The following is a 14289-nucleotide window of genomic DNA, read 5'->3' as shown; positions in this document are numbered from 1 at the left end:
CCCGGCTTGATCCAGATCAGTTACAGTCAAGCCGAGGCATCGATCCCGCTTGACACGCAACGGCCCAAGCTGAAGGACCCGCCAGCCCGCCTCATGCTCATCGGATTCCGCCCAGGCGATGACCGTGCGATCCTCGGTCACGCCATGGCAAACTCGAGCATCGCCAGCGCAGGCATCGCCGATCATCCGCCGTGGAACAGCAAGCCGCCGATCCTGACTTGTGATATCTGGGAGCACCCCTGCTATGTCGACTACCGCAATCAATAGCGGCTTCGCGCTCTTCGGCGAATCGCACCTGGCGACCCTGGGCCTGATCCTGGCCATGTCGCTGCTGCTGCCCGTCGCCGTGCGCGGCCTCGCCCCCCATCTGGCAAGGCCGATCGGCATCCTGCTGGCGCTGCTGCTGGTTGCCCAAGAGCTGGTGCAGCTGGCGCTTATGCTGCAGCGCGATGGACCGACACCAGAGATGCTGCCCCTACACCTGTGCGCGCTGGCCGTCTGGCTCACCGCCTGGGTCCTGATCACGGCGAGCCCGCGAGCATTCGAGCTGGTCTACTTCTGGGCGCTCGCCGGCACGACCCAGGCGCTCGCGACACCGGATCTGGTACAGGATTTCCCGTCGGCCCGGTTCATCCTATTCTTCCTCGGGCACGGACTGGTCATGGTGGGCGTGCTCTATGCCCTCATCGTCTACCGGCTGCGGCCCGTTCCGGCCTCGTTGATCCGCGCCCCGTTGATCACCGTCGCGGTTGCCGTAGTCGCCCTGGCGGTCAACGCCAGCACAGGCACCAACTTCATGTACCTGATGGAGAAACCGGCCGGCGCCTCACTCATGGACTGGTTCGGCCCCTGGCCCTGGTACTGGCTGCCGCTGCTCGCAATCGCCGGCCTGAGCTTCCTCGTGCTCTATGCCCCGTTCTTCATCGCCGACCGGCTGAATGCCCGAAAGCAGCAGCGACCAGTGGAATCATGATCTGCGGCTAACGATCATGACGGTGCGCCACGCACGGAACGATGAAACGCTTGCTGCCGTTGTGTCAGGTTAGCCGCTGCGCCCTTCGCCCCATCTCGCTCGCGTGGCGCCGAGCCGCCACCAGTCACGGGCTTGCGGCTTGGGACCCGAGTCAGTCGCGCTCGCGCGGTGCCTCGGGCACCGTCAGCAGCATCAAGAGCCCGAGCAAAAAGAAGACGACGATGGTGGCCATACCGATGCGCTGGCTCCCGGCCAGCCAGGTGACCCAGCCGACGAGCAGCGGGCCGGCAAAGGCCGTGGCCTTGCCCGAGAGTGCAAACAGCCCGAACAGCTCGGCACGCAGATGGGGCGGCGCCGCATGCGCGAGATAAGAACGGCCCGCCGCTTGCGCCGGACCGACGAAGAGCCCCAGCGCGCCACCTAGCACCCAGAACGCCGTGCGCGACTCGACCAGCAGCACCGACGTGCCCAGCAGGATCAGCCCCGTCAGCGCCAGCAACATCGTTGCGCGCGGGCCGCTATGATCATCGAGCCAGGCAAAACCGACCGCCCCGATCGCAGCGGTCACGTTGAGCAGGATGCCGAACAGGAGCACCTGCTGCTCGGACATCCCGAAGGTGCCGGCCGCATAGACGCCGCCGAACGCGAACAGCGTCGCCAGGCCGTCGACATAGAGCATGCGCGCGATCAGGAACCGCACCAATGTCGCGTACTCGCGCACCCGGCGCAGCGTGCCGGCGAGTTGCTGCAGACCGTCGCGTGCCGCCCTGAGCAGCGGCTTGCGCCCGTCGGGCGGATCGAGCCGCAGCGAGAGCAGCGGCAGCGAAAAGACCAGGAACCAGACCGCCGTCAGCAGGAAGGTTGCCCGCACATGCTCGGCATCCTCGCGCGGCAGGGGCAGCCAGGCATCGTCGAGCACGAATCCGAACAGCGCGACGACCAAGCAGAGCAGGCCGCCAACATAGCCCAGCCCCCAGCCCCAGCCGGACCAGCGTCCGATTCGCGAGCGCGGAGCGAGTGCCGGCAACAGCGCGTTATAGAGCACGCCGGCGAGCTCGAAGGCAACGGTGCCGATCCCCACCAGCAACAGCGCCAGGGTGACATCATCTGTCGTCGGTCGCACCAGCCACAGGAGGGCGGTCGTGAGCACCGCGAGCCCGGTCAGCGCCCGCAGCAGCCCTTGGCGCGGCCCACCCTGATCGGCGGCCGCACCGAGCAGCGGACCCAACAGGGCGATCAGCAGACCAGCGATGCCGATCGCATTACCCCACTGCGTGGTGCCGATGGTACTGTCCTTGGCAACCTGACTGGTGAAGTAGGTCGCGAACACAAAGGTCTGGATCAGGGCCGCGTAGGCGCTGTTGGCCCAGTCGTAGAGCGCCCAGGCCAGCAGGCGGCCTGTTTGCGGATCAGGCAGAGCGGGCTTGCGCATCATATGCTCGGTCTCGGGGGTGGCGGCGGATTATCGGCACTGGATCTTACAGGTTGATACGACTCGGCTTGACACCATGATCGACACTGAAGACGATGCACTGATTCGGAATCCTCGGCGTCCGCCGATCTCTCCCCATTTGTAGAACCTGTGGTGCCGAAAGCGCTCCACTGTCGATGGCCAAGAAACTCTTCATTCAAACCTACGGCTGCCAGATGAACGAGTACGACTCGTCGCGGATGGCAGACCTGCTGCGCGCCTCACACGGGCTGCAGCGGACAGAACGGCCGGAGGAGGCCGATGTGCTGCTGCTCAACACCTGCTCGATCCGCGAGAAGGCGCAGGAGAAGGTGTTCTCGCAGCTCGGACGTTGGCGGCCCTGGAAGAGCGCGAGACCCGACCTGGTGATCGGTGTCGGCGGCTGCGTCGCCAGTCAGGAGGGCGACGCGATTCGTGCGCGCGCACCGTTCGTCGATCTGGTATTCGGCCCGCAGACCCTCCATCGCCTGCCCGCGATGCTCGATGCCGCGCGCGAACGGGACATGCCGCAGATCGATGTCAGCTTCCCCGAGATCGAGAAGTTCGACCGGCTGCCGGAGCCACGGGCCGAGGGCCCGAGCGCCTACGTTTCGGTGATGGAAGGCTGCTCGAAGTATTGCACCTACTGCGTGGTGCCCTACACCCGTGGCGAAGAGATCAGCCGCCCGTTCGACGACGTGATCGCCGAGGTCGCGGGCCTCGCGGATCAGGGCGTTCGCGAGATCCATCTCCTCGGCCAGAACGTCAACGCCTATCGTGGCCTGATGCATGACGGCGAGATCGCCGACCTGGCATTGTTGATCCGCTTCTGTGCCGCGGTCGAGGGCATCGACCGGGTTCGCTTCACGACCTCGCACCCGGTCGAGTTCTCCGACAGCCTGATCGAGGCCTACGCCGAGGTGCCGGAGCTGGTCAGCTACCTACACCTGCCGGTGCAGAGCGGCTCCGACCGCATCCTCGCGCTGATGAAGCGCGGCCACACCGTGCTCGAGTACAAGGACAAGGTCCGGCGCCTGCGCCGCGCACGACCCGACATCTGCATCTCATCGGACTTCATCGTCGGCTTTCCCGGCGAGACCGAGACCGATTTCGACGAGACGCTGCGTCTGGTCAGCGAGGTCGGTTTCGACCAGTCCTTCAGCTTCATCTACAGCGCCCGACCCGGCACGCCGGCTGCCGAGTATCCGGACGACGTCCCGCTGGCCACCAAACAGGCCCGACTGGCTCGGCTGCAGCAGCAGATCAACCACCAGGCCCAGGTCGTCAGCCGACGGATGGTCGGGACGGTGCAGCGGGTCCTGATCACCGGCCCGTCGCGCAAGGACCCAGCCCAACTCGCCGGCCGCACCGAGAACAACCGGGTCGTCAACCTTGCGGGTCCGCCGCAGCTGACCAGCCAATTCGCCGACGTGCTCATCACCGAGGCACTGCCCAATTCGCTGCGCGGCCAGCTGCAGGAGCGCGTCACCGGGTCGAGCCCCACCGAGTCGGCCATCGCGAACGCCTGCGCCTGAATCGCGTTGGGCATTCTTTGCTGAATCCCTTACCGGCTGAGCCTTCTGAGCCATCAAGACAGACCTTTGCCCCCAACCCCCTATAACATCGACCTCAGTCTGAAGCCCGAGGACAACGTCCGCCTGGCTAACCTCTGCGGTCAGTTCGACCAGCACCTGCGCCTGATCGAACGTCGACTCGGCATCGAGATCGCCAATCGCGGCATGAGCTTCCGCCTGATCGGCGAGCAGCAGGCCGCCGAGGCCGGCGCCCGTGTACTGAACGACCTCTATGCCGCAGCGGCCAATGAGGTCCTCTCGCCCGAGCGCGTCCATCTGCAGCTGGTCGAGGCCGGCGCCGACGCCGCGGCCGAAGCGAGCGCCGAGCAAACGCTGGACCTCATCATCAAGACCAAGCGCGGTCTGATCAAGCCGCGCGGTGCGATGCAGCAGAGCTACATGCGCGCTATCCTGACCCATGACATCAACTTTGGTGTCGGGCCGGCTGGCACCGGCAAGACCTATCTCGCCGTTGCCTGCGCGGTCGAGGCGCTCGAGACCGACCGGGTGCGTCGGCTGCTGCTGATCCGCCCAGCCGTCGAGGCCGGCGAGCGACTCGGCTTCCTGCCCGGCGATCTGGCGCAGAAGATCGATCCCTACCTGCGCCCGCTCTATGACGCCCTGTTTGAGATGCTCGGCTTCGAGAAGGTCAACAAGCTGATCGAGCGCAACGTGATCGAGGTCGCGCCGCTCGCCTATATGCGCGGCCGCACCCTGAACGACGCCTTCATCATCCTGGACGAGGCGCAGAACACGACCCCTGAGCAGATGAAGATGTTCCTGACCCGGATCGGGTTCGGCTCGACCGCGGTCGTGACCGGCGACGTGACCCAGGTCGATCTGCCCAAGGGGCAGCCCTCCGGGCTGCGCCAGGCCGTCGAGATCCTGCGTCCGGTCGAGGGCATCAGCTTCTCGTTCTTCAGCGCCCGCGATGTCGTCCGGCACGCGTTGGTCCAGCGGATCGTCAATGCCTACGACGCCCATGACCGAGACCAAGGAAGCTGACGCGCCGACCGCCGGGCCGAGCGCCGGAAGGGCCGCCGGCGGGACCACTGCCACAGCCGCAGAGGACGTGGTGCTCATCGACCTGCAAGATGCGCGTCCGCAGACCGATCGTCAGCGGCCGCTGCCATCGGTACCGGACCTCGAGCGCTGGGCGTCTGAGGCGCTCGCAGCTGGGCTAGCAGCGGGGCTCGCAGCTGAGCTAGCAGCCGGGCCCGCATCGGCGCGGCGGACCGTGCCGAAACCGGCTGAGCTGACCCTCCGGATCGTTGGCGAGGAGGAGAGCACCACGCTGAATCGATGCTACCGCGATCGCACCGGGGCGACCAATATCCTCTCCTTTCCATTCGATCTGCCGCCGGGACTCGACGCCCTGGACCCGCAGGCAGCAGCGCTCGGCAGCCTGCTCGGCGATCTGATCATCTGCGCGCCGGTGGTCCAACGCGAGGCGCACGAGCAAGACAAGACCGAGACGGCCCATTGGGCGCATCTCGTCGTGCATGGCGTGCTGCACCTGCTCGGTTTCGACCATCTCACCGAAGCCGAGGCATCGGCAATGGAAGCGCTGGAAATCCGGATTCTTGGCGCGCTAGGATTCCCATCACCTTATGAGGTCATCGACGACGTCCATGACGAGCGACGACGGATCTAGACAGGGCGCCCCAGCCAATCCAGCCAATCACTGGCTGAGGCGCCTCGGCCTGAACGATCTCGGCGGTCTATTGGGCCGCTGTGAGCCCAAGAACAAGGAACAGCTCGCCGAGCTGCTGCAGCACGCCGAGGGCCGCGGCCTGCTCGACCGCGATGCGCTCGGCATGATGGAGGCGGTATTGCAGGTTGCCGATCTGCGCGTCGGCGACATCATGATCCCGCGCGCCGAGATGGTCCATATTCGTCGGGATGACCCGCTCGAGCGCATCCTGGCGACCGCTGTCGAGTCCGCCCATTCCCGCTTCCCCGTCACCGGTGACGACAAGGGCGAGGTGGTCGGCATCCTGCTCGCGAAAGACCTGTTGAGCTACTACTCGGAAGCGAATCGCCGCCCGTTCAATATCCGCGACCATGTCCGGCCAGCGGTGTTCGTGCCCGAGAGCAAGCGTCTGAACGTGCTGCTGAAGGAGTTTCGGGCCAGCCGGAACCACATGGCCATCGTCGTCGACGAATACGGCTCGGCGGCCGGTCTGGTCACGATCGAGGACGTGCTGGAGCAGATCGTCGGCGACATCGAAGACGAGCACGACTTCGACGAGGGCGCCTTCATCTACAAGCGCGGCAGGGGCGAGTACACGGTCAAGGCGCGAACCTCGATCGAGGAGTTCAACGACTACTTCGGCTCATGCCTCGAGGGCGGCGATCTGGATACCGTCGGCGGGCTGGTCGTGCACGCCTTCGCACACCTGCCCACGCGCGGGGAGCGCGTCGAGATCGACGGCTTTCGCTTTACGATCCTGCGCGCCGACAGCCGCCGCGTCCATCTGCTCACGGTGCGGCCGCCCGCGGCGCTGATGCCGGATGCCGGGGGACAGGCATCGGCGCCCGGCGCCGCACTGGAGTAGCAAGCGGCCGCGAGAGCATCGCGGCGCTTGCGGTGATCAGAGCGGTCAGACGTGTCGCGCCGCCATCATGCGCTCGATGATCGGCTGCAGGATGACCTCCATCGCGAACCCCATCTTGCCGCCGGGCACGACGATGGTGTTGCGACGAGACATGAACGACTCCTTGATCATCGAAAGCAGATAGGGGAAGTCGATCTCGAACTTTTCCGGCTCCTTGAAGCGGATGATCACGAAACTCTCATCGGGGGTCGGTATATCGCGGGCGATGAAGGGGTCAGAGGTGTCGACCGTCGGCACGCGCTGGAAGTTGATATCGGTCCGGGTGAACTGCGGCGTGATGTGGCGAATGTAGTCCGGCATCCGGCGCAGGATGGTGTCGACGATCGCCTCAGCCGCATAGCCGCGCTCGGAGTTGTCCCGGTGGATCTTCTGAATCCACTCCAGGTTCACGATCGGCACAACGCCGATACCGAGATCGACATGCCTGGCGACATCGGCGTCGTCGGTCTTCACGAGCCCGTGCAACCCTTCGTAGAACAGCAGGTCGGTGCCGCCCGGAACCTCTTCCCAAGGGGTGAACTCACCGGGAGAGAGATCGGTGCCGAGACGGCTGTTGTGATGGGCCGCCTCTTCGTCGCTGTGGATATAGTAGCGTTTCTTGCCGGTGCCGGTATCGCCATAGCTCGCGAACAGATCCGCGATCAGGTCGAAGTGATTCGCCTCGGGACCGAAATGACTCAGGTTCCGGTGCTCTTCTGCGGCCTTCGCCATCTCGGCCTTCATCTCTTTGCGATTGAAGCGATGGAAGCTGTCGCCCTCGATCACGGCCGCATTGATGCCGTCGCGGTAGAAGATGTGCTCGAACGCGCGTTTGACGGTCGTGGTCCCGGCCCCGGACGAGCCCGTGACGGCAACAACTGGATGCTTTTTGGACATGCGAAAACTCCTCGTCTGTCTTGAGATGCTGCCAGCAACCGTCGAGCGACGCGCACAGGATGGCTGGCCTGACTGAAAGCGATATCAACCAGCGTCGGACGCCGGTGCGTCAACCGACACTCAGGTGAACGCGCGAATATACCACTTCCAGCCCAGCCACTTGGACGCGAGTGCGTCGCAAGCTGTTATCGAGTGGGGCCCCGGCGACATCGGGCGCTGTACGGCCCGGCCCGACAGTCAGCGCTACGACGGGGCCAGCTCACCCGATGCACCGGGCTCCTCAGACGTCTTTCTCGCTGCGCGCTGAGCCGATCGGCGCCGCTCAACGCGTTTATCGATCAGGTTCTTCAGCGCGATCAGAAACCCGAGGCCGATGAAGGCTCCAGGCGGGAGGATCGCCAACAGCGCACCTTGGAAGCCTTCACCGAGATCCAAACCAAAGCCTTGCGCGGCAGACCCGAGGAGCAGATCGGCCTGATAGAAGAGCGTCCCTTGACCGAGGAACTCGCGCATCCCGCCCAGCACCATCAGCACCAGCGTGAAACCGATCCCCATCGCCAGACCGTCGACGATGGCCCGGTCGAGCGGCGCCTTCGAGGCGAACGCCTCAGCGCGGCCGATGATGGCGCAATTGGTCACGATCAATGGGATGAACAGACCCAGTACCAGGTAGAGCTGATAGAACTGGGCCTGCATGGTCAGCTCGACCGCGGTGACGAAGGAGGCGATCACCAACACGAACACCGGCAGCCGAACCTCCGGCCGCACCAGGTTCCGGATCAGCGAGACCGTCGCGTTGGAGAGCACCAGCACCGTCGTCGTCGCCAGCCCCATCCCCAAGCCATTGGTCGCCGTGGTCGTGACCGCGAGCAGCGGGCAGAGCCCGAGCATCGCCACCAACGCCTGGTTGTTGCTCCAGAGCCCCTCGCCGACCAGAGCGCCATAGCCCTTCCCCGCCATCAGGACGCCTCCGCGAGAGGGGTCGACTTGCCGCCGGCAGCCGGTTCGGCGGCCGCCTGTTTGGCTGCAGCGGCCGCCTGCATCGGCTCACCGGTCTCGTTCTCCTGACCGGATGCCGGCCGCTCGTACAGCGCATCGCCATGACGCTGGACGAACAACAGGGTGTCCTTGACCGCCTTCACCACCGAACGCGGGGTGATGGTCGCACCGGTGAACTGATCGAAGGCGCCGCCATCCCGTTTCACGGTCCATTCCTCGATCGGCGGCTCACCGAGCGAGCGGCCGCTGAATTGCTCGATGATCCAGTCGTCCTTGCGCTCCTCGATCTTGTCGCCAAGCCCCGGCGTCTCATGATGCTCGATCACGCGAACCCCGCCGAGCGTGCCGTCGGGGAGGACCGAGACCAGCAGCTTGATGGGGCCGGCGTAACCATCGGGCACGATCGGCTTTAGGATCAGCGCGACCGGCTCACCATCGTCGCGTACCCGATAGACCTCTGTTTTCGGGGCGCCAAGCAGCTCTTGATCGCTGACCTCGATCCGATCCTCGAGCGGATCATTGGACATGCGCCCTTCCGGGACAATCGCCTTGAGCTTAGTGAGCATGGCCTGACGCTGGTTCTCGGCGATCCTCGCGTCGGTCAGCTCGTGGGTCATGGCGACCAGCCCGACGCCGCCGACGGCGAAACTGCCAAGGATGAGCGCGGCGATGAGGATTGGGGCCTTCTTCATGATCGGTATCCGTTGACTCGGTTTGGAATGGTTAAGCCTTCTTGCGCTCGCCTCGGCCATGGCCGAAGACACGCGGCTGTGAGTATTGGTCAATCATCGGCACCGCAATGTTCAATAACAGTACCGCGAAGGCGACGGCGTCCGGGTACCCACCCCAGGTGCGGATCACGAAGACCGTGACACCGATCAAGGCCGCGTAGATCAGTTGCCCACGCCTGGTCGTGCAGGCGGAGACCGGATCGGTCGCGATAAAGAACGCGCCAAGGATCGCACCGCCGGAGAACAGATGGAACGTCGGGAACGGATAGCCTTGCGGATCGACCAGCCAGAATGCAGCCGCCACCGCCAAGAGTCCGCCCAAGAAGGCCACAGGGATATGCCAGGTGATGACCCGGCGCCAGAGCAGGTAGAGCCCGCCGAGCAGGAACGAGGCGCCAACCCACTCCCATCCACGGCCGCCGAAGAGACCCCAGAGCGGGCTCTCGCGGATCATATCGATCGTCTTGCCCTGATCGAGCATCGTGCGCAGCTCGTCGAGCGGGGTCGCGGCGCTGACCGCGTCCCAGGTCAGCCCTTCCGGTAGCGCACCGGTGAAGATCAGGCGCACCGAATCCACGAAGGACAGCGTCGAGAGGTCGCGCGCCTCGAGGAGCTCCGAGACGTCCGGCGGCAGCCAGCTGGTCGTTGCGACCGGATAGGAGATCAGCAGGAACACGTACCCGGCCATCGCCGGATTGAACGGGTTGTAGCCGATGCCCCCGTACAGCTGCTTGACGATCACGATCGCGAACAGGATGCCCAACAGGGTCATCCACCACGGAAGCGTCGGCGGGATCGTCAACGCGAACAGCAGCGCCGTCACGACGGCACTATAGTCCGAGATCGCCGGCAACGCCGGACGTCCGCGCAGCTTCATCACCAGCGCCTCGGCGGTGACAGCGAAGACCGTTGCCAGGGCCATGTTGATCAGCACGCCCCAACCGAAGAACCAGACCAGCGCCGCCGTGCCTGGGATCAGCGCCAGGCACACCTGCACCATGACCTGGTCGACGCGATTGACCCGCGCGCTATGCGGCGAAGAAATGATGGTCATCGTCACGGCGCTCACTCCTGAACCGCCGTTTCGCGACGCGCCAGATGTCTCTCCCCAGCGGGTTTCTCCGCAGCGGGTTTCTCAGCCGCCGGCGTCTCACCAACGGCCGCCTGCTCAGCGACCGGCTTCTCACCAGCGGCCGACCCCTCAGCGACCGGCTTCTCACCAGCGGCCGACCCCTCAGCGGCCGGCGTCTCACCAGCGGCCGACGGCTCAGCAGCCGACCCCTCAGCGACCGGCTGCTCGGCGCCTTGCCGTTCGGCCCCCTGCTGCCCGGCTCCACTGCCCGTTCGGGATGCGGCCGGGTCGTCGGCAAGCACCGCCCCTTTGCGCTCATCGACCGGCGGCAAGCCTGAGGCTGCCGCCGCATCACTGCCCTGCGGCTGCGCTGCCTGCTCTGTCTTCGCGACCGTTGCCTTCTTCTCGGCTGCGCGGCGGCGGGCCGCCTCGATCGCGGCCTGCTTATCGGTCTCGGTGCCCTTCGTGGATCGATCGGCTTTGCCGACCTTCGCCGATGCGGCAGCGCCCCCGGCAACCGCCTCCTTCTTCTTCCGCAGCTTGGCCTTGCGCTCGCGCTCCTGGCGCTCCAGCCGGGCCTCGCGCGCCGCGTGGCGCTCACGGGCATGATCGGCCGCACGCTTCTCCTGCTCGCGCGCCCAGCTCTCGGTCTTGGCGAAACGGTAGTACTGCACCAGCGGGATATGGGAGGGGCAGACATGCGCGCAACAACCGCATTCGATGCAATCGAACAGGTTGAAGTCCTGAACCTTGTCGAGCTCTTTGGCACGGGCGTGCCAGTAGAGCTGCTGCGGCAGCAGGTTGGCCGGGCAGACCTCGGCGCAGCGCCCGCAGCGGATGCAGGGCAGCGCAGGACCCGGATCAGGACTCTCATCGGTGGTCAGCGCGAGCAGACAGTTCGTCGCCTTGGTGATCGGCACCGCGTCGGTCTCGAGCCGAAAGCCCATCATCGGCCCCCCCGACACCAGCTTTGCGATCTCGCCGCGATAGCCGCCGCTGGCGGCGATCAGGGTCTCGCCGAGGGCGCCGATCGGGACGCGGTAGTTGCGGGGCTCGGCGACAGCCCGCCCGGTCACGGTCACCAACCGTTCGATCAAGGGCCGACCGCGCAGCACCGCGTCGGCAACCGCCGCTGTCGTCCCCACGTTCTGGCAAACGATCCCGACCTGGGCCGGGATGCCGTGGCTCGGCACCTCCTTACCAGTGAGGATGCGAATCAGCTGCTTCTCGCCGCCGCTCGGATAGAGGGTCGGGATCACCGCGACCTCGACCCGATCACCCACCGCGGCGGACTCGATCGCGGTCCTGAGCGCCTGTGCCGCCTCGGGCTTGTTGTCCTCAACGCCGATCACCGCCTTCTTCGCCGCGATCACATGCAGCATGATCCGGACGCCGTCGATGATGTCCGACGCCTGCTCGCGCATCAGCAGATCATCACAGGTGATGTAGGGCTCGCACTCGGCCCCGTTGATCACCAGCGTCTCGATCGGCTGATCCTTGCCTGGGTTGAGCTTCACGTTGGACGGGAAGGCCGCCCCCCCCATCCCGACGATCCCGGATGCGCGGACGCGATCGCGCACCACTGCCGGGTCGCAACCGCCGATCTGCTCGGGGCGCTCGGCCAGCGGTGCGGGCAGTTCGGCCCATCGATCCTCACCATCGGTCTCGATTACCACGCAGGGCGAGCTGAGGCCGGAAGGATGCGGGATCGGTCGCGGCTCGATCGCGACCACCGTACCTGAACTCGAGGCATGAACCGGCGAGCTGATATAGCCTTGAGGCTCCGCGATCAGCTGTCCCTTCAGTACCCGATCGCCGACAGCAACGCGGCACCGCGCCGGCGCGCCGATATGCTGCTGCAACGGGATCACGAGCTGTGATGGCAGTGGCGCATCGGCGATCGGCTGTCGGTTCGACAGCCCCTTCTCATCGGGCAGATGAACACCGCCATGGAAGTGCCACAGCTTGCGCTGTCCACCGCCATCTAGAATCGATCGTAAACCTGACATCTCGAAAATGGTTCGTCGAGTAGGATTCAGTGACTCGGCGCGCCCCGCTCTGGGCCGCGCCGGACTTGGAGGACGACGCCCGAGCGCCCCGAGTGCCTCAGGCAGCCTCACGCTGCTCCGGCAGCAGCTCAGACTCCGGCGGCAGCGCAACCGGTCGCCGCAGCGGCGTTGGGTAGGGCCACTTCCAGTTGGCAATGGTCTCCGGAACTGGTTGCAGGTGGATACAATCGACCGGACAAGGCGACAGACAGAGACCGCAGCCCGTGCACTCGCTCGCGATGATCCCGTGCAGCTGCTTGGCTGCGCCGACGATCGCATCGACCGGGCAGCTCTGCAGACATTTGGTGCAGCCGATGCACGTCTGCTCGTCGATCACCGCGACGCTCTTCGGCGTTTCTTCAATCTCACCGACCTCGACCGGCTCACGCCCGAGCAGGTCGGCGATCGCGAGCATCGTCCCCTCGCCGCCGGGGGCGCACAGATTGATCTCCGCCTCACCGGACGCAACGGCCTCGGCGTAGGGCCGACAGCCGGGGTAACCGCACTGGCCGCATTGACTTTGCGGCAACAGCGCGTCGACCTGGTCGGCGATCGGGTCACCTTCAACCCGGAAGCGGATCGCCGAATAGCCAAGTAGCAGCCCGAAGGCCGCGGCCAGTCCAGCAATCGCCGCAATCGCAATCAACATCTTATCTCTCCCGGTGCAGTGCAAGAGCAGTCGACGCGCCTTGACCCCGCCGACTCGGTTTGCCCGCACCCCGCGCTTGATTGCACACCCGGATTCCGGGCGCGCTATTCGAGAAACTGGCCCAGCTTAAACGGAAACCAACCCCGCAAACCCCATAAATGCCAGGGACATCAAACCGGCGGTCACCATTGCGATGGCGCTGCCCTGGAACGGCTCCGGGACATCCGCCACAGCAACCCGTTCCCGCATCGCCGCAAACAGCACCAGGACCAGCGAAAAACCGATCGCCGCCCCAAAGCCGTAGAGCGCCGCATCGAGAAATCCCCGTTGCTCTTGAAGGTTGAGCAGGGCGACGCCGAGCACGGCGCAGTTGGTCGTGATCAGCGGCAGAAAGATCCCAAGCACCTGATAGAGCACGGGGCTGGTCTTGTGCATGACCGTCTCGGTGAACTGCACGACGACCGCGATCACGAGGATGAACGCGATGGTTCGGAGGTATTCGATCCCGAGCGGCACCAAGAGATAGGTGTTGACGACCCAGGTGGTCACCGCCGCCATCGTAAGCACGAAGGTCGTCGCGAAGCCCATCCCGATCGCTGTCTCGAGCTTCTTGGAGACCCCCATGAAGGGGCACAGACCCAAGAATTTGACCAGCACGAAGTTATTGACCAGGACCGTGCTGACCAGAATCAACGCATATTCTGTCATCGTCCCTACCTACTGCTCAGAGTCAAATCGGGGAGTCAAATCGGGGGCTCGCAAAATCACAGACGATCAGCAGGGCTATTGTCATCGCGAAAGCTTACTGCGAATGCTGCGGTGCAGCAAGAGCCGCACCCCTAGAGACCCCAACAGGTTAACAACCCACCATTGCCCGAACCTTGACCGCCATCACCTCGCGCGAGCATCCGAGCACCGCGGTCGGTTTTTTGGGGGTCCGATCGCACCTGCCATCATGCAGCGCAGCCCGAGCGCACTGCCCCTCAGCCCCGGATCACCTTGAAAACCCTCAAGCACGGAAGCCACTTACTGAGGCAGGCGAGTGCCGGTCGAACGAGACCGGCCGAGCAATCCACCCCCTCCTCAAGGCCGCACACCGATGCAAGACATCCCGCTCCCCATGATCGAGATCGCTGCGTTCCTAGGGTTCGCCGCGTGGCTCTTTTTGCGTAAGGGCTGAGGTTGCCGATGATCAGTCGCCGATGATCAGTCGCCGGTGATCATTACCGGCACGCTGATGCCGCTGAAGGCGCTGCTCACCGCTGCAGCGCTGCTCGGTCTCTCCTGACAGGCAGCAGC

14 protein-coding genes are annotated in these 14289 nt (G+C 65.2%); 6 read left to right on the top strand and 8 right to left on the bottom strand.

The window, feature by feature from the left end; translation table 11 throughout:
* The first annotated feature begins 6 nt into the window (after positions 1–6).
* Complete coding sequence (locus CKO40_RS00400; RefSeq protein WP_200343679.1) at positions 7–267, top strand: Fe-Mn family superoxide dismutase; 261 nt, start codon at positions 7–9, stop codon at positions 265–267.
* Entirely contained in the window at positions 245–973 is a 729-nt protein-coding gene (locus tag CKO40_RS00395; protein WP_200343677.1) for a YwaF family protein, read from the top strand. Before CKO40_RS00400 ends, CKO40_RS00395 begins: the two co-directional genes overlap by 23 nt.
* A gap of 151 nt (positions 974–1124) precedes the next feature.
* Here the strand turns inward: CKO40_RS00395 and CKO40_RS00390 are convergent, their stop codons facing one another.
* Positions 1125–2405: an MFS transporter gene (locus CKO40_RS00390; protein WP_242476682.1), complete on the bottom strand. Its 1281-nt coding sequence runs from the start codon at positions 2403–2405 to the stop codon at positions 1125–1127.
* Between the two features lie 176 nt (positions 2406–2581).
* Between CKO40_RS00390 and miaB the strand changes: the two genes are divergently transcribed.
* The 4 genes from miaB to CKO40_RS00370 all read left to right on the top strand — a co-directional run bounded on the left by miaB (position 2582) and on the right by CKO40_RS00370 (position 6555).
* Positions 2582–3958 (top strand): tRNA (N6-isopentenyl adenosine(37)-C2)-methylthiotransferase MiaB, encoded by a 1377-nt coding sequence (gene miaB / locus CKO40_RS00385; RefSeq protein WP_200343673.1) that lies wholly within the window; start codon positions 2582–2584, stop codon positions 3956–3958.
* Positions 3959–4024: 66 nt separating this feature from the next.
* A complete protein-coding gene (locus tag CKO40_RS00380) occupies positions 4025–5002 on the top strand; it encodes a PhoH family protein (protein ID WP_200343671.1) in 978 nt (325 codons plus the stop codon).
* Positions 4980–5651, top strand: coding sequence for an rRNA maturation RNase YbeY (gene ybeY, locus CKO40_RS00375; protein WP_200343669.1), 672 nt, complete (start codon positions 4980–4982; stop codon positions 5649–5651). Before CKO40_RS00380 ends, ybeY begins: the two co-directional genes overlap by 23 nt.
* The gene (locus CKO40_RS00370; RefSeq protein WP_200343667.1) at positions 5629–6555 is read left to right on the top strand and encodes an HlyC/CorC family transporter; all 927 of its coding nucleotides are present in this window, start codon (positions 5629–5631) and stop codon (positions 6553–6555) included. The genes ybeY and CKO40_RS00370 overlap by 23 nt, the downstream gene beginning before the upstream one ends.
* 45 nt (positions 6556–6600) lie before the next feature.
* Here CKO40_RS00370 and CKO40_RS00365 read toward each other — a convergent pair whose 3' ends face one another.
* From CKO40_RS00365 to rsxA, 7 genes are all read right to left on the bottom strand, one after another.
* On the bottom strand, positions 6601–7491 hold the full coding sequence (locus tag CKO40_RS00365; RefSeq protein WP_200343665.1) for a phosphoribulokinase: 891 nt from the start codon (positions 7489–7491) through the stop codon (positions 6601–6603).
* Between the two features lie 243 nt (positions 7492–7734).
* Entirely contained in the window at positions 7735–8451 is a 717-nt protein-coding gene (locus tag CKO40_RS00360; RefSeq protein WP_200343662.1) for an electron transport complex subunit E, read from the bottom strand.
* On the bottom strand, positions 8451–9182 hold the full coding sequence (gene rsxG, locus CKO40_RS00355) for an electron transport complex subunit RsxG (protein WP_200343660.1): 732 nt from the start codon (positions 9180–9182) through the stop codon (positions 8451–8453). The genes CKO40_RS00360 and rsxG overlap by 1 nt, the downstream gene beginning before the upstream one ends.
* 31 nt (positions 9183–9213) lie before the next feature.
* Positions 9214–10275, bottom strand: coding sequence for an electron transport complex subunit RsxD (gene rsxD, locus CKO40_RS00350; protein WP_207173298.1), 1062 nt, complete (start codon positions 10273–10275; stop codon positions 9214–9216).
* A gap of 11 nt (positions 10276–10286) precedes the next feature.
* Positions 10287–12302 carry an electron transport complex subunit RsxC gene (gene rsxC, locus CKO40_RS00345; protein ID WP_200343655.1) on the bottom strand — a complete coding sequence of 672 codons (2016 nt, stop codon included), beginning with the start codon at positions 12300–12302 and terminating at the stop codon, positions 10287–10289.
* A 97-nt stretch (positions 12303–12399) separates the two neighbouring features.
* The gene (gene rsxB / locus CKO40_RS00340) at positions 12400–12990 is read right to left on the bottom strand and encodes an electron transport complex subunit RsxB (RefSeq protein WP_200343653.1); all 591 of its coding nucleotides are present in this window, start codon (positions 12988–12990) and stop codon (positions 12400–12402) included.
* A 126-nt stretch (positions 12991–13116) separates the two neighbouring features.
* On the bottom strand, positions 13117–13698 hold the full coding sequence (gene rsxA, locus CKO40_RS00335; protein ID WP_200343652.1) for an electron transport complex subunit RsxA: 582 nt from the start codon (positions 13696–13698) through the stop codon (positions 13117–13119).
* Positions 13699–14289 lie beyond the last annotated feature (591 nt).

Origin of the sequence: Halochromatium glycolicum, assembly GCF_016584085.1 — a bacterium.
Taxonomy (GTDB): Bacteria; Pseudomonadota; Gammaproteobacteria; order Chromatiales; family Chromatiaceae; genus Lamprobacter; species Lamprobacter glycolicus.
The sequence above is the reverse complement of the archived record's forward strand: the minus strand, read 5'-3'. Positions and strand labels throughout refer to the sequence as shown.

What these genes read in the sequence shown, in the direction of transcription:
- CKO40_RS00395 (WP_200343677.1), top strand. Translation starts at nt 245, where the DNA reads ATGTCGACTACCGCAATCAATAGCGGCTTCGCGCTCTTCGGCGAATCG.
- CKO40_RS00390 (WP_242476682.1), bottom strand. Translation starts at nt 2,405, where the DNA reads ATGCGCAAGCCCGCTCTGCCTGATCCGCAAACAGGCCGCCTGCTGGCC.
- miaB (WP_200343673.1), top strand. Translation starts at nt 2,582, where the DNA reads ATGGCCAAGAAACTCTTCATTCAAACCTACGGCTGCCAGATGAACGAG.
- ybeY (WP_200343669.1), top strand. Translation starts at nt 4,980, where the DNA reads ATGACCGAGACCAAGGAAGCTGACGCGCCGACCGCCGGGCCGAGCGCC.
- CKO40_RS00370 (WP_200343667.1), top strand. Translation starts at nt 5,629, where the DNA reads ATGACGAGCGACGACGGATCTAGACAGGGCGCCCCAGCCAATCCAGCC.
- CKO40_RS00365 (WP_200343665.1), bottom strand. Translation starts at nt 7,491, where the DNA reads ATGTCCAAAAAGCATCCAGTTGTTGCCGTCACGGGCTCGTCCGGGGCC.
- CKO40_RS00360 (WP_200343662.1), bottom strand. Translation starts at nt 8,451, where the DNA reads ATGGCGGGGAAGGGCTATGGCGCTCTGGTCGGCGAGGGGCTCTGGAGC.
- rsxG (WP_200343660.1), bottom strand. Translation starts at nt 9,182, where the DNA reads ATGAAGAAGGCCCCAATCCTCATCGCCGCGCTCATCCTTGGCAGTTTC.
- rsxD (WP_207173298.1), bottom strand. Translation starts at nt 10,275, where the DNA reads ATGACCATCATTTCTTCGCCGCATAGCGCGCGGGTCAATCGCGTCGAC.
- rsxC (WP_200343655.1), bottom strand. Translation starts at nt 12,302, where the DNA reads ATGTCAGGTTTACGATCGATTCTAGATGGCGGTGGACAGCGCAAGCTG.
- rsxB (WP_200343653.1), bottom strand. Translation starts at nt 12,990, where the DNA reads ATGTTGATTGCGATTGCGGCGATTGCTGGACTGGCCGCGGCCTTCGGG.
- rsxA (WP_200343652.1), bottom strand. Translation starts at nt 13,698, where the DNA reads ATGACAGAATATGCGTTGATTCTGGTCAGCACGGTCCTGGTCAATAAC.